The 19935-nt window shown below is 49.0% G+C and carries 17 protein-coding genes and 1 pseudogene; 7 read left to right on the top strand and 11 right to left on the bottom strand.

The features are described from left to right. Positions 1 to 34 precede the first annotated feature (34 nt). The 3 genes and pseudogenes from ABJO30_02885 to putA all read right to left on the bottom strand — a co-directional run bounded on the left by ABJO30_02885 (position 35) and on the right by putA (position 4842). Positions 35 to 1267 (bottom strand): FAD-dependent oxidoreductase, encoded by a 1233-nt coding sequence (locus tag ABJO30_02885; protein ID MEP3231757.1) that lies wholly within the window; start codon positions 1265 to 1267, stop codon positions 35 to 37. 25 nt (positions 1268 to 1292) lie between these two features. Next, positions 1293 to 1400, bottom strand: a pseudogene (locus ABJO30_02880) (4-carboxymuconolactone decarboxylase). A gap of 100 nt (positions 1401 to 1500) precedes the next feature. Continuing rightward, on the bottom strand, positions 1501 to 4842 hold the full coding sequence (putA, locus tag ABJO30_02875; protein ID MEP3231756.1) for a bifunctional proline dehydrogenase/L-glutamate gamma-semialdehyde dehydrogenase PutA: 3342 nt from the start codon (positions 4840 to 4842) through the stop codon (positions 1501 to 1503). A 107-nt stretch (positions 4843 to 4949) separates the two neighbouring features. Here putA and ABJO30_02870 point away from each other — a divergent pair, with 107 nt between their 5' ends. Continuing rightward, the gene (locus ABJO30_02870; GenBank protein MEP3231755.1) at positions 4950 to 5432 is read left to right on the top strand and encodes an Lrp/AsnC ligand binding domain-containing protein; all 483 of its coding nucleotides are present in this window, start codon (positions 4950 to 4952) and stop codon (positions 5430 to 5432) included. Here ABJO30_02870 and glnT read toward each other — a convergent pair. From glnT to ABJO30_02845, 5 genes are all read right to left on the bottom strand, one after another. Next, on the bottom strand, positions 5429 to 6736 hold the full coding sequence (glnT, locus tag ABJO30_02865) for a type III glutamate--ammonia ligase (GenBank protein ID MEP3231754.1): 1308 nt from the start codon (positions 6734 to 6736) through the stop codon (positions 5429 to 5431). The genes ABJO30_02870 and glnT overlap by 4 nt on opposite strands. 41 nt (positions 6737 to 6777) lie before the next feature. Next, a complete protein-coding gene (locus ABJO30_02860; GenBank protein ID MEP3231753.1) occupies positions 6778 to 8097 on the bottom strand; it encodes an FMN-binding glutamate synthase family protein in 1320 nt (439 codons plus the stop codon). A 30-nt stretch (positions 8098 to 8127) separates the two neighbouring features. Then, a complete protein-coding gene (locus tag ABJO30_02855; protein MEP3231752.1) occupies positions 8128 to 8814 on the bottom strand; it encodes a GXGXG domain-containing protein in 687 nt (228 codons plus the stop codon). Positions 8815 to 8817: 3 nt separating this feature from the next. Beyond that, complete coding sequence (locus tag ABJO30_02850) at positions 8818 to 9708, bottom strand: glutamine amidotransferase family protein (protein ID MEP3231751.1); 891 nt, start codon at positions 9706 to 9708, stop codon at positions 8818 to 8820. A gap of 87 nt (positions 9709 to 9795) precedes the next feature. Next, positions 9796 to 10455 (bottom strand): XRE family transcriptional regulator, encoded by a 660-nt coding sequence (locus tag ABJO30_02845; GenBank protein MEP3231750.1) that lies wholly within the window; start codon positions 10453 to 10455, stop codon positions 9796 to 9798. A 282-nt stretch (positions 10456 to 10737) separates the two neighbouring features. Here ABJO30_02845 and ABJO30_02840 point away from each other — a divergent pair, with 282 nt between their 5' ends. The 3 genes from ABJO30_02840 to ABJO30_02830 all read left to right on the top strand — a co-directional run bounded on the left by ABJO30_02840 (position 10738) and on the right by ABJO30_02830 (position 13995). Continuing rightward, complete coding sequence (locus ABJO30_02840; GenBank protein MEP3231749.1) at positions 10738 to 11283, top strand: TIGR02281 family clan AA aspartic protease; 546 nt, start codon at positions 10738 to 10740, stop codon at positions 11281 to 11283. A gap of 94 nt (positions 11284 to 11377) precedes the next feature. Next, a complete protein-coding gene (locus ABJO30_02835; GenBank protein MEP3231748.1) occupies positions 11378 to 12877 on the top strand; it encodes a phosphomannomutase/phosphoglucomutase in 1500 nt (499 codons plus the stop codon). A 50-nt stretch (positions 12878 to 12927) separates the two neighbouring features. Further along, positions 12928 to 13995, top strand: coding sequence for a PhnD/SsuA/transferrin family substrate-binding protein (locus ABJO30_02830; protein MEP3231747.1), 1068 nt, complete (start codon positions 12928 to 12930; stop codon positions 13993 to 13995). On the opposite strand, the gene ABJO30_02825 is transcribed toward ABJO30_02830, so the two are convergent. The 3 genes from ABJO30_02825 to ABJO30_02815 form a co-directional block, all read right to left on the bottom strand. Beyond that, a complete protein-coding gene (locus tag ABJO30_02825; GenBank protein MEP3231746.1) occupies positions 13976 to 14617 on the bottom strand; it encodes a TadE/TadG family type IV pilus assembly protein in 642 nt (213 codons plus the stop codon). The two genes, ABJO30_02830 and ABJO30_02825, sit on opposite strands and share 20 nt — an antisense overlap. Positions 14618 to 14619: 2 nt before the next feature. Further along, on the bottom strand, positions 14620 to 15159 hold the full coding sequence (locus ABJO30_02820) for a TadE/TadG family type IV pilus assembly protein (GenBank protein MEP3231745.1): 540 nt from the start codon (positions 15157 to 15159) through the stop codon (positions 14620 to 14622). Positions 15160 to 15309: 150 nt separating this feature from the next. Then, positions 15310 to 16374, bottom strand: a complete 1065-nt coding sequence (locus ABJO30_02815) for a patatin-like phospholipase family protein (protein ID MEP3231744.1) — start codon at positions 16372 to 16374, stop codon at positions 15310 to 15312. Positions 16375 to 16595: 221 nt separating this feature from the next. Between ABJO30_02815 and ABJO30_02810 the strand changes: the two genes are divergently transcribed. The 3 genes from ABJO30_02810 to ABJO30_02800 are packed head-to-tail and all read left to right on the top strand — an operon-like array spanning position 16596 to position 19895. Beyond that, complete coding sequence (locus ABJO30_02810; GenBank protein MEP3231743.1) at positions 16596 to 17894, top strand: hypothetical protein; 1299 nt, start codon at positions 16596 to 16598, stop codon at positions 17892 to 17894. 2 nt (positions 17895 to 17896) lie between these two features. Beyond that, positions 17897 to 18721 (top strand): hypothetical protein, encoded by an 825-nt coding sequence (locus ABJO30_02805; protein ID MEP3231742.1) that lies wholly within the window; start codon positions 17897 to 17899, stop codon positions 18719 to 18721. A gap of 52 nt (positions 18722 to 18773) precedes the next feature. Continuing rightward, a complete protein-coding gene (locus ABJO30_02800) occupies positions 18774 to 19895 on the top strand; it encodes an isocitrate/isopropylmalate family dehydrogenase (protein MEP3231741.1) in 1122 nt (373 codons plus the stop codon). Positions 19896 to 19935: the final 40 nt, after the last annotated feature.

Genomic DNA, 19935 nt, shown 5'->3' with positions numbered 1-19935 from the left:
GTAGGCATAAGTTGCGTGACTAAATCGTGGTGGATTATTTCAACAAGGCCTTCAAATCAGTATTGGGATCAGAGACTTCTGCTTTGCTTGGCGATTTCCCTGCCTCAATCATACGTTTAGACACCAGATAGTCACGCGGCGCATTCATTGCATCGACGGCCAACAACGTATCGCCGCTAAAATACCAAATAGATTGCGAGCCCTCACCAAGTTCTCGGATCACCACATCATCATAGCCAAGATTGAGGCCTGCAATTTGTAGCTTGGTCGCATATTGATCTGACCAAAACCACGGTTTTGCCAAATAAGTTTCTGATTGGCCGCAGATGTTTTTAGCAACAAGAATGGCATGATCAATCGCATGGCCAACACTCTCAAGACGAATTCTCGTATCTTTGTGCAGGATAGAAGCACAGTCACCAATGGCGTAAATATTCGCGTTATTCGTCTCGCCATGTTCGTTGACAACAATACCATTATCAACGGTGATACCTGCCGCTTCGGCAATTTCTTGATTGGGCAATACACCAATCCCGACAATTGCAATATCAGCGGCAATCTCATCACCGTTTTGAAGTTTTGCACCTGCCACATGGCCGTCTTTTTCAAGCAGGCATTCAAGCGCTGTATCTTCCAAGATGGTCACGCCATTTTTGACATGGAGATCGCGGAAATAGTTTGATGTTTCTGGAGAGGCGACCCGTTTCAAAATCCGGTCAGCTGCTTCAACTACGGTGACATCGAGTCCCAACTTGCGCGCAACCGCTGCGGCTTCAAGCCCGATATATCCACCACCGATCACCAGCAGGCGGCGGCCTTCTTTAAGTTCAGGCGCCATGCGGTCAGCATCATTTAAGGTACGCATGGTCAACACGCCGTTGAGCTCCCCACCAATCGCCTCGGGCAAGGTGCGCGGGCGGGCGCCGGTTGCTAGAACCAATTTATCATAGGAGAGCACATCGCCATTGCTCAGCGTTGCGGTTTGCTGGTCAGTGTCGATGCTATCAATCAGCGTATCGTTTAACAGCTCAATCGATTTTTCTTCATAAAATGAATTCGGGCGCAACAAAATCCGCTCCAAAGTCATCTCGCCTGTCATGTAGGTTTTTGACAATGGCGGGCGTTGATAAGGCGCTTGGCTCTCTTCTGCCACCATAACAATGCGGCCTTCAAAGCCAAATTCGCGCAGTTTGGAAGCACAAGAAAAGCCAGCTTGCCCGCCTCCCGCAATGATGACAGTTTTAGAAGTTGTTGACGCATCGCTCATGAAAATATCTCACTTAGCAGTTGGCTTAAAGTTCACCTGCTTCTTCTAGCACTTTTCTCGCGACACGAAAGCACTCTAAACTCTGCGGCACGCCACAATAAATCCCAATCACGTGAATGATGGCTCGAATTTTACAATGTTGGACAGCAAAAAGACGACGTTTGAAACGCCGCCTTTGAAGATTTGGTTTGTGCTTGGCTCTTAGTACTGAACCGCTGGCCGAAATTTAAACCCTAAGCAGCCTCACCGCCGAGCAATGCTGCATTACCACCAGCCGCTGTTGTATCAATACAAACGTGGCGCTCGACGAATAACCATTCTTCAAAATCTACATTCGTCAAAAGCCAGACAATCTTGCCATCACGCGCTGCAAGCGCTTGGCGGATGGCAGTTAGTTCATCAACCTTGCTGCTCCAGCTTATCACGGCATCCACATTATTATCCTGAGAGAGCGCATCCACATTGATCACGACAGCCTCACAGCCGATTGCTTCAGCCTTGCGTTTTTGCTCTTGAGCCATTTCTGGGGTTGGGCCAAGGCAGGCAACACGACCACGCGGTTTGAGACTGTATTGGTTGGATTCACCTGTTGGTCCGGGTAATTCCTGTCTTGTTGCCTCTAAAGTGCGGGCAGAGCTTTGCTCTAAGAACCGATTTAAATAACGCGGACCGCCCGCTTTCGGGCCTGTGCCGCTCAAGCCTTCGCCACCAAAGGGCTGAGACCCGACGACTGCGCCGATTTGGTTTCTGTTGATATAAAGATTACCCGCTTCCACGCGGTCAATAATGTGCTGCACGCGATCGTCAATCCGGCTGTGCAGCCCGAAGGTAAGGCCGAAGCCTGTCGCGTTGATGGCATCAATCACGGCGTCCAACTCACTCGCCTTGTAAGTTGCGATGTGAAGCACAGGGCCGAAAATTTCTTCTGCTAAGTCGCTAATGCTTCCAACCTGCAAAACAGTTGGTGGAATGAACTGGGATTGTTCGGGCGCAGAAACTTCCTTCAAGATGCGCCCTTGATTGCGGGCAGTCTCAATGTGATTTCTAATTTTGCTCGCCGCTTTCTCATCAATGACGGGACCAATGTCTGTTTCAAATGCGGTTGGATCACCGAGTTTTAGCTCGTCCATTGCACCAAACAGCATGGTGAGGAAACCGTCCGCAATATCCTCTTGCAGATAAAGAACGCGAAGCGCGCTACAGCGTTGCCCCGCTGATTGGAAAGCGGAGGCGACCACGTCTTTTACGGCTTGTTCTGGCAAGGCGGTGCTATCGACGATCATGGCATTAAGCCCGCCCGTTTCCGCAATCAGGGGTGCTGCGGGGCTTAAGTTTGCCGCCATCGTTTGATCAATGCGCTTGGCTGTTGCCGTTGACCCTGTAAAGCACACACCATCCACTTTTGAATTGGCAACGAGAGCGGACCCAACATCATGGCCATGACCTACAATGAGTTTCAAAACATCGCGCGGCACACCTGCTTGCCACATGAGTTCGGTGGCGAAACTTGCAATCAGCGGCGTTGCTTCTGCGGGCTTACTCAAAACCCCATTGCCTGCTGCAAGGGCCGCTGCAATTTGTCCGGTATAAATAGCGAGCGGAAAGTTCCACGGCGCAATACAGGTGAACACGCCGACGGCTTGCTCATCTTTCTTTTCGCCTTCTGCTGCATAAAAGCGAAGGAAGTCTACGGCCTCACGCAGCTCACCAACACAATCAAGCAAGGTCTTACCTGCTTCACGCATAAGGAGTGCAAATATTTCATGGGCATTGGCTTCATAAAGGTCAGCAATCTTGCGTAAAATATCTGCTCGGACCTTTGGCGAGCTTGTCTGCCATGGTGCAATATCTTGGCAGGATTGTTGAACATCCTGCATAGAAGCAAACCGCACTTGGCCCGTTTCTGTTCCAGTGGCGGGATTGCTAATTGTTATCCATTCACCAGACCCATTCTCAAAGCTCCAAGTTTTCTTGTGAAATTTCGAAATTGCTTTGTCTAATGTAGCGAGCGTCTCTGGATCTTCGAGATCGAAGCCCATCGAATTTTCTCGAGACGGTTGGAATAGGTCAGCTGGCTTTTTGATGATTGGATTGTGTGGGTCGCTAAGAATAGGCAAGACATGTGCAAACGGGTCAGCGGCTACGTCACTTGCTGGCACATTCTCATCAACAATCTGATTGACGAAGGATGAGTTTGCACCATTTTCCAAAAGTCGGCGCACGAGGTAGGCCAGCAAATCACGGTGAGCACCAACGGGCGCGTAAATCCGGCAACGGGTTTTTTGGCGACGAAGCACAGTGTCGTGCAAGGCTTCGCCCATGCCGTGAAGGCGCTGAAATTCAAAGGCTGTTTTATCGTCGGCCATTTCCAAAATCGCTGCGACTGTATGCGCGTTATGTGTTGCAAATTGTGGGTAGATACGGTCGGTCATGCCAAGCAATTTTTGGGCGCAACAAATATAGCTCACATCGGTTGCCGACTTGCGGGTGTAAACAGGAAAATCTGAATGCCCTTCCACTTGCGCGTGCTTGATTTCCGTATCCCAATAAGCACCCTTCACCAAACGCACCATGATGCGGCGATCATATTTTTCAGCCATTTTGTAGAGCCTGTCGAGCACATGAGGGGCGGCTTTGCTATAGGCTTGCACCACCACGCCGAAACCATCCCAGCCGTTGAACACGGGATCCGCGAAAATCGCCTCGATCACATCAATCGAGATTTCCAAACGGCCTGCTTCTTCCGCATCTATGTTGAGGCCGATGCCCGCCGATTTAGCGAGCACAGCAAGGGAGCGGGCACGAGGGGCCAGTTCTTCCATCACTCGCTTATGGTTCATGGTTTCATAGCGCGGATGAAGGGCGGATAGTTTAATCGAGATGCCAGGGTTTTCGCGAATGTCATCTGATTTTGCAGACTTCGCAATTTCACCAATCGCATCAGAATACGCAAGGTGAAAACGACGGGCATCACGGTCGGTGCAAGCTGCTTCGCCGAGCATATCGTAGGAATAAGTAAAGCCTTCTTGCTCTTTTTCCTCTGCCCGCTTAATGGCCTTTTCGATTGTTTCGCCCAACACAAACTGGCGACCCATTTCTTTCATCACACGGGTGACGGCCTGACGGATGACGGGTTCACCCAATCGCTTTACGGCACCGTGTAGAGTTTTCGCGATAGAGCTTTCTTCTTTGTCGTTGAGCACTTTGCCCGTGACATAAAGCGCCCATGTGGAAGCATTGACCAGCGAAGAATGGGATTGACCGAGGTGATGACCCCACGCACTCGGCGCGATTTTATCTTCAATGAGGGCGTCCATCGTTGCGCCATCTGGCACACGCAAAAGCGCTTCCGCCAAACACATAAGCGCAATGCCTTCATCACTGGATAGGCCATACTCACCCAGAAACAGCTCCATGATACCGGGACGGCTATCTTCGCGAATGCGCTCCACCAGCTCAATCGCTCTGGTGGTAATGCGATCTCGAAGATCATCACTAATGGTGCTTTTCTTTAAAAGGTACTTTAGCGCGGATTTTTCGTCACGTTTTGGAAAGGGCTTAGATACGTTTGGCATGATGATGGTCTCCTATGCCCAAAGTATCAAATAAAATACGTGATTATTTCCGTAATTTTGATATTGTGAAGTGAAAATCACTTTTTTTAGAATGTATATTGGACATTATGGCTAAAACACAATCTTCGCTCAGCCCGCTCGACGATTACGATCAGAAAATCCTCGACGCTGTGAGCATCGACGGTCGCCTCTCTGTTACAGACCTTTCAAAACAGGTTGGTCTTTCTAAAACCCCCTGCCATATGCGGCTTAAGAGGTTGGAGGAAGAGGGGTATATCCTAGGCTATCGCGCAATCGTCGACCCTGTAAAGCTTGGTCTTGATCACATTGCTTTTGTGGAGGTGAAGCTGGCAGACACCAGCGCCAGCGCCTTAGAACGCTTTAATGAGGCGGCGCGTAAATTACCCGCGATTGAGCAATGCCACATGATCGCTGGTGGGTTTGATTATTTGATGAAAGTTAGAACGCGCAACATTACCGAGTATCGCAAACTATTGGGGGAGGCCATTTCCAGACTTCCCCATATCGCGCAAACGTCGAGCTATATTTCGATGGAGGCGGTCAAAGAGACCGCCATATTGGAAACCTAAATATCGAGCGTGTTGTCACGTTCCCATTTTGAGAAGTGTGCGGTGTAGCGATGCCATTCGCTTTCCTTCAACTTTAAGAAGGCTGCGGAGAATTCTTCACCCATCGCCTCTTTCAGTTCTTTGTTTTTGTCAAAGGTGCGAAGTGCATCAAGAAGGTTCAACGGCAGTTTCTGCGCGCCTTTTACCTTATGACCTTCTGTATACATGTTGATCTCTAAGCGTTTGCCCGGATCAGCTTTTGCCCGCACACCAGAAAGACCAGCTGCTACAATGACTGCCTGCAAGAGATATGGGTTCACCGCGCCATCTGGCAAACGAAGTTCAAACCGACCAGGCCCTGGAACACGCACCATGTGTGTGCGGTTATTTGATGTCCATGTCACGGTGTTCGGCGCCCATGTTGCACCGGAATGCGTAACGGGTGCATTGATGCGCTTATAGGAGTTTACGGTTGGGTTGGTAATCGCGCACATGCCTGTTGCATGTTTCATGATGCCGCCTAAGAAGGTGTACCCCTTCTCAGACAAGCCAAGGTCGTCTTTGTCATCAGAGAAAACGTTCTTCTTGCCCGCTTCATCCCATACGGAAATATGAGCGTGGCAGCCGTTACCTGTTAGACCTTCAAATGGCTTCGGCATGAAGGTGGCGCGAAGACCGTGTTTTTCTGCGACCGATTTCACCATGAACTTGAAGAATGAATGCTTGTCTGCTGTTGCCAGCACATCGTCAAACTCGAAGTTCATTTCAAATTGACCGTTGGCATCTTCGTGGTCGTTTTGATAAGGACCCCAGCCAAGATCGAGCATGTAATCACAAATCTCAGAGATCACATCATAACGACGCATAACGGCTTGCTGGTCGTAGCAAGGTTTTTCTGCGGTGTCGTATTCATCAGAAATTTCTGTCCCGTCCATATTGGTGAGAAAGAACTCAGCTTCAATTCCTGTTTTAACCCGCATGCCTTCTGCAGATGCTTCTTTGATAAGACGTTTTAGTGTGTTGCGTGGCGCTTGGGCGACAGGTTCGCCTTCCATCACGCAGTCACCAGCAACCCAAGCAACATCAGGACGCCAAGGCAATTGGATTACGCTATCAGCATCAGGCACGGCCAACATATCAGGATGGGCGGGCGTCATGTCGAGCCATGTGGCAAAGCCCGCAAAGCCAGCGCCTTCTTCTTGCATGTCAGCAATTGCCGCTGCTGGAACAAGTTTCGCTCGCTGCCCGCCGAACAAATCGGTGAAAGACACCATGAAATATTTGACGCCGTTTTCTTTCGCAAATTTTGCTAAATCTTTTGCCATCCCAATTGCTCTCCTAGATTTCTTATTATAAATCGTGCGGCCTAGTATCCTTGGCCCGGTATCCAATTTGTGCCTGAAAGAGGCACCTGCGCCATGGCGGCGGCTTCCACAGTTAGCGCCACCAAATCCTCAGGCTCGAGATTGCGAATATCATTCTTGCCGCAAGCCCGTGCGATTGTTTGTGCTTCCAGTGTCATCACTTTCAAATAATTGGCAAGTCGTTTTCCTGCCGCCACCGGATCAAGTCGCTTCATGAGGTCCGCGTCTTGTGTGGTAATGCCAGCGGGGTCTTGGCCTTCATGCCAGTCATCATAAGCGCCAGCTTTTGACCCAAGTGCCTCATATTCTGCGGCCCATTTTGGATCGTTGTCGCCAATTGCAATAAGGGCAGCAGCACCAATCGCAACAGCATCCGCACCAAGCGCTATGGCTTTCGCCACATCTGCACCATTACGAATACCGCCTGAAAGCACCAATTGCACTTCACGGTGAACACCAAGGTCTTGCAGCGCTTGAACCGCAGGACGGATACAAGCAAGGGTCGGCTGACCCACATGTTCAATGAAGACTTCTTGTGTGGCCGCTGTGCCGCCTTGCATCCCATCAAGGACCACCACGTCTGCACCTGCTTTCACGGCGAGGGCAACATCATAGTAAGGGCGCGAACCTGCAACCTTGATATAGATTGGCACTTTCCAACCCGTGATTTCACGCAGTTCAAGGATTTTGATTTCTAAATCATCCGGCCCCGTCCAGTCAGGGTGGCGACAGGCAGAACGTTGGTCGATACCCGCTGGCAAATTACGCATGCCAGCAACACGGTCAGAAATTTTCTGACCAAGCAGCATGCCGCCACCGCCCGGTTTTGCGCCTTGCCCAATCACCACTTCTACGGCGTCGGCTTTGCGTAGATCATCAGGGTTCATGCCATAACGAGACGGCAAAAGTTGATAGACGAGTTTTGACGATTGCCCACGCTCTTCCGGCGTCATGCCGCCGTCACCTGTGGTGGTTGATGTGCCAGAGGCGGAAGCCCCACGGCCCAGAGCTTCTTTTGCTGGACCAGACAATGCGCCAAAACTCATGCCCGCAATGGTGATAGGGATATCAAGCTCGATTGGGTTTTTCGCATAGCGCGTGCCAAGCGACACTTTGGTGTTGCAGGCTTCACGGTAGCCTTCCAGTGGGTAGCGCGACATGGAGGCGCCCAAGAAAAGCAGATCATCAAAATTAGGCACATGGCGTTTTGCGCCGCCACCGCGAATATCATAAATGCCAGTTGCGGCGGCTCTTCGAATTTCTGAATTGGTGTATTCGTCAAAAGCCCACGGTTGACGCGGATGGGTTGGGGGATTTGTCATACTCTCGTTCCTTCCAGCCTAGGGTGGACCCTAGTAAGCGCCTACGTTGTCGATATTGAAGTGATAGAGTTCTCGCGCTGAACCATAGCGGCGGAAATCTTCGGGCTTTGCATCGGATACTTCGCCGCGCTCTAATAGGTCGGCTAAGATCTCTAGGTGTTCAGTACGCATTTCTTTTTCAACGCAATCGGCACCCAAGGACTTCACGGAACCACGCACAAAAAGCTGTGCTTCATAAAGACTATCGCCCAGCGCATCACCAGCATCACCGCACACAACAAGATTGCCAGATTGCGCCATGAAGGCAGACATATGTCCGACATTGCCGTGGACAACAATATCAATGCCCTTCATGGAAATACCGCACCGTGAAGAGGCGTTACCCTTCACAACCAACGTGCCGCCGTGGCCTGTAGCACCTGCATATTGGCTGGCGTCACCCTCGATCACCACAGTGCCAGACATCATGTTTTCTGCAACACCAGGACCAGCAGAACCGAGCACATGAATGTCGGCTTCTTTGTTCATGCCACCACAATAATATCCGGTTGACCCTTTGATTGAGACTTTCATTGGACCATCAAGACCCACCGCGATCGCATGCGCACCCCGTGGGTTAAGCACTTCCCATACGGTCTCGTTTGATCCTTGTTTTTGATCTTGAAGCGTGGCGTTTAATTCACGTAACTCAATAGTGGACAAATCAATCGTATTCATGACTTAGCGCTCCCAGAAATAGACGGTTGCAGGCTCTGGTTCCCAGACTTTGGCATCTTCAATGCCTGGCAGGTTCACCAGTGCTCGATATTCAGAACCGAAGGCGACATATTGATCGGTTTCAGCCAGAACCGCAGGCTTGCACGCGATTGGGTCACGCAACACACCGAACCCGTCACGTGTGCCGATGACGAATGTGTAGAAGCCGTCCAGATCGTTCAGGCTTTCTTCCAAGGCATCGCCAAGGTTTGCGCCGTTTTGCATTTTGTTGGCGATATAAGCAGCACCCACTTCGGTATCGTTTTCAGTCTCAAAGGTCATGCCTTCACGCACCAATTTACGGCGTAGTGAATTGTGATTGGAGAGTGACCCGTTATGTACGAGGCACTGGTCTTCATCGGTCGAAAACGGGTGCGCGCCAAGTGTGGTTACAGCAGACTCTGTTGCCATGCGGGTATGACCGACACCGTGGGTTCCCTGCATGTCGCGAATATCAAAGCGGTCGACCACATCTGCTGGAAGACCTACTTCTTTATAAATTTCCACCATCTCGCCGCTGCTCATCACGCGAATGTCTGGATGCTGTTCGCTGATACGACCGCGTACCTCTTGCACTTTATCAGCCGCCACATTGAACACGGCATGAGTATCGCGAATTGTGAGCGCAGGCTTTGCACCTAGAACATTTGCTAAATCATCCGCGAGGGCAGGGAAGGCCGTGTCCGCATGATCGGATTGCACGGTGAGCTTAGATTGATCAGAGGGAGAATAAATCGCAATCCCAGCACTATCTGGTCCACGGTCTGACATTGTAATCAGCATATCAGACAATAAATCACCGAGCTTTGGCTCCAGCGCTTTGTCTTTTAAAAACAGGCCAACAATTCCACACATAGCATTCTCCCGTATTGAGCAGGGGACGCTAGCACAGAAGTTCAATCTCTATCAATAGAGAAGAAACTAATATTCCTGAGAAGAAAATTAACTTTGCTGCGGGTAGGAAATGATGGAGAGATATCGGGCAGGCAATTGAACATGCGCTTTTGGCCCATGTGGTGCATCAGCATCAAAGAAAAGACTATCGCCCGCCTCCAGCATAAAAGTCTCGTCGCCGTGGCGATATTCCACCACACCATCGAGCATATAAATCAGCTCAATACCCTCATGTTGAAAATCGGGGAAGGTGTCAGATTCTTCCGTTAGCGTAATGAGATAAGGCTCCACCACTACGCCTGATTGGTTGGCGCCTAAATGTCCAAGCAGGTTGTATTGATGACCCGCTCTTGTGCCACGCCGCTCAGCTTCCGCCCCTTGGCCTGCCTTCACATGCACGACCTGTTTGGTTTCTTCAAAACCACGAAAGAAGGACGTGATTGGCATACTAAGCGCGTTGGCCAATGTTTGCAGTGTTGTGAGGGAGGGCGAAATTTGGCCGTTCTCGATCTTCGACAACATACCGTTTGAAAGGCCGGTCATTGCGGCCAATTCAGCAACGGTGATGTCATGCTGCTTGCGCGCTAATCGAACCTCGCGCCCAATTGCGATCTCAAGCACCTTTTCCCGTTCATCATCAACCTTGTGTGGGTCTTGATTGAGTGCTGGTTTTAGCGGTTTTGACGATATTTTTTCAGACGAAGACATAAGATGGTTCTATCATTTGGACAAAGCACACCATAACGCTGTTTTTTCCGGTTCACAAACAGGTCTTCGCGTTTTTGATTTTACGAAACAATCAAAATATTCCTGAACTAAATAAAACAATGGCACGGATTTAAGGGGCTAAGATATGGCCTAACACTTCGAACACTCTGGGCTATCCACTTTAAGTTTGGCTTAAGTATAGATTTAATTTGGAAGCGGCTCCTAAGACTCTTTAGATGTTTTTCCTACACAATCCCGCGAAATAATTTTTAGGTGGGATTGATGGAACAGATTGTCAGATGGACATTTATGTTGGCGGCGTTTGCAATCGTCGCTCAGTTGGGTTTGGATTATTTTGTAGAGCAAAAAACTGCTCACAAATTGGCTGTGACTGAAGAAGGCGAATCATCCGAATTTGTCGCAAAGTATGAAGATATTGAAGACCCTCTGCCAGAGCGGGCTGTAGAAGTTGATGCTGGCCGCAATGGCCATTTCTTTATCGATGCAAAAGTAAACGGCTCCACTATTCCGTTTTTAATTGATACGGGCGCATCAGCCGTTGCCCTAAGCCATGAAGCAGGTCGGGATGCTGGTTTGGATCTATCGCAAGAAGATTACACGGTTCGAGTGAACACGGCGAACGGTGTTATTGCGGCAGCTCCAGTTACGCTAGATACCATTCGTTATGAAACCATTCGGCTTCACAATATTAGAGCATTTGTCATGCCCAAAGGCGCCCTTTCTGGCCACAGCCTGCTTGGTAATTCGTTTTTGAGCAAGTTGCGTGAGTTTCGTATCGAGCGCGGTAAACTTATTATGCTGCCATAGTCAATTTCATGTAATAGATGCGTTTGTTAGGGGTTTTGTCATTTTCGCACTGTAGAAGTGTTCGAAATTGATTCTGATTGCAAAGGCAAACCTAATGTTTCCAAACCCTGTCCCTCAGCTTCGTTCTAATACTTTTGAATATGAAACAACCCCATTAGTGAAACCGACTGGTTTCCGCGAATATGACGCGCGTTGGTTGTTTGGCGATGAAATCAACATTATGGGTATTCAAGCGCTTGGCGCTGGTATCGGGACTGTTATGCACGAAATGGGCGTGAAACCGGAAATCGTTACAGGTCATGATTTTCGCGGGTATTCAGCCTCCATCAAAATTGCACTAACCAGCGGCCTTATGGCAGCAGGCATCAAAGTCTATGACATCGGTCTTGCCCTCTCACCGATGGCTTACTTCGCACAGTTTGAACTTGATGTGGCAGCTGTCGCCATGGTCACTGCCTCACACAATGAAAATGGCTGGACAGGTGTGAAAATGGGCGTTAATCGTCCGCTTACATTTGGGCCAGACGAAATGAGCCGTTTGCGTGATGTTGTGTTGCAAAACAAATTGAACCTCAAGGGCGGCGGTTCACTTGAGATCGTTCAAAATTTCCAAGAACGCTATGCTAAAGACCTCACTAGCCGTGCTAAATTATCCCGTCCAATTAAGATCGTTGCGGCCTGCGGTAATGGTACGGCAGGCGCTTTCGCTCCACAAATCTTGGCAGATTTGGGCGCGGAAGTAATCCCGCTTGATGCCGAGCTCGACCACACCTTCCCTCGCTACAACCCGAACCCTGAAGACTTGCAAATGCTTCATGCAATCCGCGATGCGGTGCTTGAAAACGACGCAGAAGTTGGTCTCGGTTTTGATGGCGATGGCGACCGCTGCGGCGTGGTTGATAATGAGGGTGAAGAAATTTTTGCTGATAAGGTTGGTGTTATGCTGGCCCGCGATCTTTCTGCAATCCATGAGGATGCCACCTTTGTGGTTGATGTTAAATCAACGGGTTTGTTCAAAACCGATCCTGTATTGATTGAAAACAACGTAACAGCTGATTACTGGAAAACTGGCCACTCTTACATTAAACGCCGCGTGAATGAACTGCAGGCTTTGGCAGGTTTTGAAAAATCGGGCCACTATTTCTTCAATGCACCGATTGGTCGCGGCTATGACGATGGTCTGGTTTCTGCCATTGCAATCTTGGATATGCTTGATCGTAACCCAGATAAATCCATGGCTGACATGCGCCGCGCTTTGCCAAAGACATGGGGCTCACCAACAATGTCGCCTAAGTGCGCTGATGAGACGAAATATGGTGTGGTCGATAAGGTGGTTGCTCGCTTTGAAGCGATGAAGGCCAATGGAGACAAGATCAACGGACAAAACATTGTCGATTTGATCACGGTCAATGGTGTTCGCGTTGTGGCAGAAGACGGTACTTGGGGCCTTTTGCGAGCTTCTTCAAACAAGCCAGAATTGGTTGTTGTTGTCGAAAGCCCGGTATCAGAGGCTCGCATGCGCGAAATGTTCCATGTGGTTGATGATGTTTTGCGAGAAAATGATGGCGTTGGCGACTACAATCAGACAATCTAGTCAAACTCTCTTTGTTTTGACTGCTTGATCTGAAAAGGCTTTTTGCTCACATGATACCTAGTCGCCTTCTTTCTCTCCTTGTTGCATCATGCTTGGTGACAAGCGGATCAAGCTTGGCGCAAACTCTCAATGAGCCTCAAAGCAAGGCGCTAACAGACACGATCGAAGTGATCACCAGCGATGGTGTGGATGATCAGACAATTATTGATAGTGAAACCACCTCAAGCATTGAGGTTATCAGCAATTGGCGTGATTCATTCGGGGTTTTGACTGTCGGCTATCTCATTCAAGGAGATCAGCAACGTCAACGCCGTAAAATGGAAGCATTCAGGCGCGCCCTTGAGCGTGCAACGGGACTGCGTGTCCTCTTTCGTCCGGCCAAAACGCTGGAACAGCTTATAACCATGCAGATTAGTCGCCGCATTCAATATGCGATGCATTCCGCATCTTCTTATGTGTCCACACAAGTGCGCTGCAAATGCTTAGAGCCAATTGCGGCACCAACCGACTGGCAAGGTGCGCGCGGTGTTTATGCCGTTATTCTTGCTCCTTATGATGGTGACGTGCGTGGATTGAATGATTTAAAAGGGCGCCGCCTTGCCGTGCCCAAAGCACCTGCAACCATTACGCGGATGTTGCCATTTAAAAAGCTAAAGGAGTCGGGTTTCGATAAAGAAGGTGACCTTGGCACTGTAATCGACGTTGATCACCCTATTGCTGGGTGGCAAAAGATACAGGCGCAAGAAGCTGATGCGGTTATTGGTTGGTCGACGCTTCAAGGTGATTTTCAGGTTGGTTATTCAGGCGGCACACTGGACCATTTATTCAATCAGACGGGGCTTGCTAAAAGCACGGACGTGCGCGTGATATGGCAATCTGATTTGGTGCCACATGGCCCGCATACCATTCGAAGTGATGCACCAACAGAATTGAAAAAATTACTCAATGACTTTCTCTTGTCCGTACACGAGAAAAACACGTACGCCTATGATGCCGTGTCCCCGCGTTTATCCGGTGGCTTCGCCGCAATTTCAGACAAAGATTATTATGCTTTGACGCGATTGGCTCTGCCTGAAATCGACAAAGATGATAGTCCGCTTAAAGGTCCAGATTGGTAATTTCTGTTCCTGATCTCGATTGTGAATAGGCTCGATCGCTTAAAGTAAAGAGCATTCCATCGTTAAACTGACGCTCCAAAAACTGGAAGAACGTGCTGTAAGGCAATTCAATCGCTGTTTGGACCAAAAACGTTCCCGGGCTAAGGTTTGCATCCAGATTGATGATCTCATCATCATTTAATGCGCTCAAGGAGTTGCTTGCCCCAGTCGGAACAATGGTTCCCCCAATACTCTGTGAGCTGTTAGTAGCATTTGGGTCTATAGAGAGACGACTCCAGCGCACGATAGCTTGATTACCAGTAGGTAACACTTCAGCACCGGTAATTAAAATGCGAGCTTGCGACGCGTCGAATGGCGTTAGAATCAGGCGACCCAAATCTGCGATGGCAGAAATCTGATCATCAGCGAGGTTTTGTGCGCGGGCTGATAGGTCTGCAATAGAATGGGTCGCAACAGCCACTTTGCGTTTCGCTGTTAGTGCGAATACGGCATCGACACTTGCCAAAAATAGAACGATGATAAACGGAATGACCAGTGCAAATTCCACTGCAGCCACGCCCGTTCGTGATTGACCAATAGCACTCAGTTTATTCAAAGGTTTAAAAACGCCTGTCTTTTCCATTTTTACCCGCCATTTGCTGATGCAAGGTCAGCAAAGTTTTCATTTGTGAATACAAGACTTGCTGTCAATCGTGATCGCCCGCTGCCGTCGCCAGCGCCGAACAAACTGCCCGCTATGATCGGAATAGATACGGCAGCACTGATCACAACCACGTCACCACCGTTACCGGTTTCATAGTCACCCGTAATGATAGGTGAATTGTCGACGAACAATGTTGTTGTTGTCGTGTCTTCAATCGATGGGAAAGATTGAACCGAAATTTCGAGAACACCTTCGCAGCCGATTATGATTGGAGCATTATCGCATATTGAAGCTCGGAATGTGTCTATCCCAATAGCGTTAGAACGGATCTGCCCCGTTCTAATTTCACGCGCTACCGTATCGACTGCTGAATCTAAGGATTGGTTAGCTAGGAAAACAAGACCAAGCTGAATTATACCCAAAATCAAACCAAAAAATGGCAAAGCTAATAGAGCGAACTCTACTGCATTTGATCCCCGTTCATTCCGCAGAAACTTCCTGAAACTGTTTGAAGTAAACATTTTACACCCATACTCATTCGATGGGTACTATAACGTATCTTTATAAAAATTAGGTTGATAAATGGCACGAAAAGCTCACCTTCTTGGTAATTCTTCGTTCATCATTAATATTCATAAATAAGATTAGAGGTTTATTTCACCTCAGTTTTCTTATGTTTTTCTGCTGGGCAAAGTGCCAACAGTTTCGAACATTTTACAGACGTCAACTGTTGAGTTTTCGCCAATTTGGTCGAAATTTTCCACCAACCAAGCTTCCGCAACTGTTCTGCCTTTTTCGAACAAAAACTGCAGGAAATTCCAGTCAGTGTTTAGTTTTGAAGATGCATCGAGCGCTTCCATGTTCTCTCCACCACCCATAATGTGAATATTCATTTTGCGATGTTCTTTTGGAGAAATTTGCCCGTTTTCCAGCAATTGATTGATGTAATCAATACCGCGAAGCTCATGAATGAGGGAAGAATTGAAGGTGATTTCATTGACGCGATTTAGAATTTCGCGTGCTGATTTTGGAATGCCCTGCCGTTTCATCGGATTGATTTGAACCACGAGAATGTCGTCGCATTCTTTGTTGTGAAAGAACGGCACAAGGGGAGGGTTGCCCATATATCCGCCGTCCCAGTAATGTTCGCCGTCTATTTCAACAGCTTGATAGATGAACGGGAGGCAGGCGGAGGCAAGGATCACATCGATTGTGATCTCACTGCGGTCAAACACTCGTCCAAGCCCTGTCTCTACATTGGTTGCTGACACGAAAATATCCAAATCAGCGCACCCGCGCACCTTCTCAAAATCAATATGCTCTTCGAGTAGCGTCTTGAACGGATTGATGTTCAACGGGTTTAGGTCATAGGGAGAAGCAACCCGTTGTAGCATGTCGAAAAACAAGAAAAATGGTGATCTATCAAGGCCCCACTTGCCCTGCGCCGCATCATAAGGGCTTGTTTGCAAGGGGCTTGTTTTGCCCGCATCGCTTACAGCTTTCCAAAAAGCCGCTAATGCCTCGCGTGCCGCTGGTGCTTGGCCTTCATACATGCCTTGCGCTGCGACAACGGCATTTACCGCGCCAGCACTTGTTCCGCTGATCCCGGTGATCCAAAGCCGATCATCCTCAAACATGCGGTCTAAAATACCCCAAGTGAAAGCACCATGAGCGCCGCCGCCTTGTAGTGCAAGATTGATCGTTTTTGTGTGGCGTTGCTGACGTTTTGAGGGCATAGGCCTACCTTGGGGGGAATGATTTTGAATTCTCGCCATTTTACACATACTTACCGCGTTGCACAATGCGGATAGAGACGCGATTGAACACAGCTTAGTGAAGGTGCTTTTTCAGCAAGCCATTATCCTTAACCAAGAGTTAAGATATTAACCCGCTCGCCCATCATTTCGCCTAAGTTAGACGCAACGGTCTAATAAGGTTGTGTTTAGGATAAAACTCTATGTCTCAAGTGTTACGTCGCGGCGTTATTCGTCTCGAGCTTACAACAAAAATCACACTCGGTATTTTGGCGCTCGCCAGTGGTGTTTACACCTATCTTGGTGTTCGTGGTCTTTTGCAAGGATCTGGCGCTTCTGTGTTTTTTGGCGCGGTGGTTTATTCAACGGCTGTATCTGTCGGCATCTACGCTTTTTGGACCTACCTCATTCAGTTCGCCCCACATGTTCGTGATGGCGGCACCAGACGGCTTTTAATGTTTGGGATGCTGGTTGGTAGCGGGATGATCATTGCCATGTCTTCATGGTTGAATGCTGCAGCGCTTGCTGGTGGTGCAGCCCTAGAACAGCATTTGGCAAACACCACAGAAGATTACCAAGCACGCCTCAATAAAGCCCATAACAACGCGCTCGCCGCACAAGGCCTATTGCCAGATATTGAGCTTGCCTCTGATCGCTTCAAAAGGCTGGCCAGCCAAGAACAAGCAGATGGTTCGCTAACAGGTACCGCTGGCAGCGGCACTGTTGTCCAGTTATTGCAACAAATGTCATCACAACTGAAAGGCCTAGGCGAAGAAGTTCGCACCGCCCGCACAGCCACTGATGCGCTTTATGAACAGGGTGGACGACGCTTAGGCCAGATGCGAAAAATTGTCTCCAGTTTTGGACCGATTGAAGATCGTAGCATAGCGTTTTCAGAAGAAGCCGTGGCCCTTGCTGGTGTCATCACAGCGCTTCAACAAACCTCCATTGCCCCTTCCGTAAAGCGTGCGGCAGAAGACTTAAGCAGCTCCTTTGTTGCGCCCGTTGCAGACGGCGACAATGAAGACCTAGCCAGCCGCCAAGATGCCGTGGTTGGCCGTGTTGAAAAAGCAATCAAAGCGCAGTCTTTAGCTCTTTCAAAAGCAGCTGATGAAATTTTAAACCGAGGCACTGTGGAGCCTTTGCGCTTCAAACCGCTATCAACAGCTGAAGCGGTGCTTCGTTATGCTGAAGACTTTTTGCCAAGTTGGGCAGGCGCCATTTCAATTGATCTCCTACCCGGCGTCTTGATCTTAATCTTGAGCGCAGTGCAAGCGTCAATTAGGCGGGAAGAAGGGCATGATCTAGACGAAAACCACGTCACCATCGCCGAACTAAGCCGCGCATTAAAACTCTATGAGACTTTGCCACCTGCCGTTTCAGCAAAAATTGCTGAAGTTGCCGCACACACACAAAAAACTGAGCCAGTCCCCACAAAACCTGTGGCCCCAATGAAACCACGTGTGGTTGAAACAAATACGCGCGATGGTGCAGACAACTAGACATGGCAAACGACACAGAACAATATGAAGAAATAAAAGCAGGCAATGCCGGCGAAGAGATGGTTTTGCTCTTTTTGTTTGGGGTTTTACTTGCTGGTGTTTTAGCCGTTTTATATTTTGATTTTAGAACGCTCAACGGCAATAGTGTTCCCTTCAACCTGCCGTTCTTGAAGACCGCGCCCACAACATCGCCGATTACGCCCGCGAAAGATCAAGATCAAATTCGGCGCTATTCACCGCAGACAAAGGTTGATTTTGGCCCCGGTGGAAAAGCTAAATTACCCGGTGTTGCGGGCAATGCGGATACGCTGTTAAGCGGCAGCATGACCTTTCACAATGCGGGTAATGGCGTGATCAGCGCGATCGGCCTTATCGATCCTGGGACGACGTTTCGTTTTGAAGACTTCATAAAAAGCCTTGATGATGTGGATCCCGTGACGGAGATCTATCTGCATTCGCCGGGTGGTTCCGTTCGTGATGCCATTGATATGTCGCGCTTTATTCGCGACCGCGAAATTACCACGCATATAACCAAGCACGGCTATTGCGCTTCTTCCTGCCCATTGGTGTTTTCAGGAGGCGTGAAACGCAATATTGGCAAGCCCGCTGTGCTGGGTGTGCACCAAGTTTTCACCAGCGACACGGCAACGGGCACGCTGCAACAAGGCATCGCCAATGCACAAGCGATCAGCGCCGATGCGCAAGAGCTTCTTGTTGATATGGGCGTAAACCCTCGTGCTTGGATCAAAGCGATGGCGACATCCAAAGACCAGCTTTATCTCTTTACTGAAAAAGAGATCGAAGAATTGAACTGGACATTGGAATAATCAGCCTTCACCCTGCGCTTGATGATTTGAGTAGGCGGGTAGGCAATTTTAAATGTCAGTAAAAGAACATTATGACATCGCGGTTTTTGATGGTGATGGCATTGGGCCAGAAATAACACGGCCAACGCTTGAGCTGATTGATCTGGTTTTAGGAAAACTGAACGGTCCAAAGTTCACCTATCAATTTTTGCCCGCTGGTGCGCAGAACTATGCAGATACTGGCGAAGCGCTGCCTCAATCTTCCGTTGATGCGGCAAAATCTGCAGACGCTATTTTATTGTCTGCAATGGGCCTGCCTCATATTAGAAAAGACGATGGCACCGAGATTACCCCGCAAATCGAACTTCGCTTTTTGCTTGATCTTTATGCAGGTGTTCGCCCCGTTAAAGTGCTTGCAGGCGATTTATCACCGCTAGGCGATGCCCGTGCTGAAGACATAGATTTCGTGCTTATTCGCGAATCCACCGAAGGGCTGTTTGCCTATATGAATGACGGTGAGATTGTGGGCGACGAATATGCGACTGAGAAGCTCAAAATCACGCGTAAGGTTAGCGAAAAGCTGTTTGATTTTTCGTTTAAACTTGCCGAGCAACGCGCCAAAGCCCGCAAATTACGTGGCATCGAACGTCCGGCTCGGGTGACTTGCGTGGACAAGGCCAATGTATTCCGGTCGTTCTGGTTCTTCCGCCAAATTTTCGAAGAGCGGGCTAAAGATTTCCCAGATGTCAAAATAGACAGCGCTTATGTCGATGCCTTCGCCATGTGGATGGTGCAGCGCCCATGGGAGTTTGATGTGGCTGTGACAGAAAATATGTTTGGCGATATTCTATCTGATCTTGGGGCAGGCATCATGGGCACGCTTGGCCTTGCCCCTTCAGCTGACATTGGTGACAACCATGCTGTGTTCCAGCCCTGTCATGGCACAGCACCTGACATCATGGGTAAAGGGATTGCAAATCCAGCAGCCATGTTTTTATCAGCGGCCATGATGTTAGAATGGCTCGGGGCAAAGTTTGACGATGATCGGCTCATCAAAGGCAGCATTATAATTGAAAATGCGGTCGCTAATATTCTGCGCCAAGGTGGAGATGGATTAACCGGCGACTTGGGTGGCAAAGCGTCAACGAGAGAATTTACCGCTCTTGTTGTCAATCAAATTGGCATTAATGATTAATCAAACATAGAGCGACTATTTGGGCAGAATTATTGTTTAA

This window comes from Hyphomicrobiales bacterium, from assembly GCA_039973685.1.
In the GTDB taxonomy this organism is placed as follows: domain Bacteria; phylum Pseudomonadota; class Alphaproteobacteria; order Rhizobiales; family JACESI01; genus JACESI01.
Note: the sequence above shows the minus strand (reverse complement) of the source record. Positions and strands in the feature narration are given on the sequence as shown.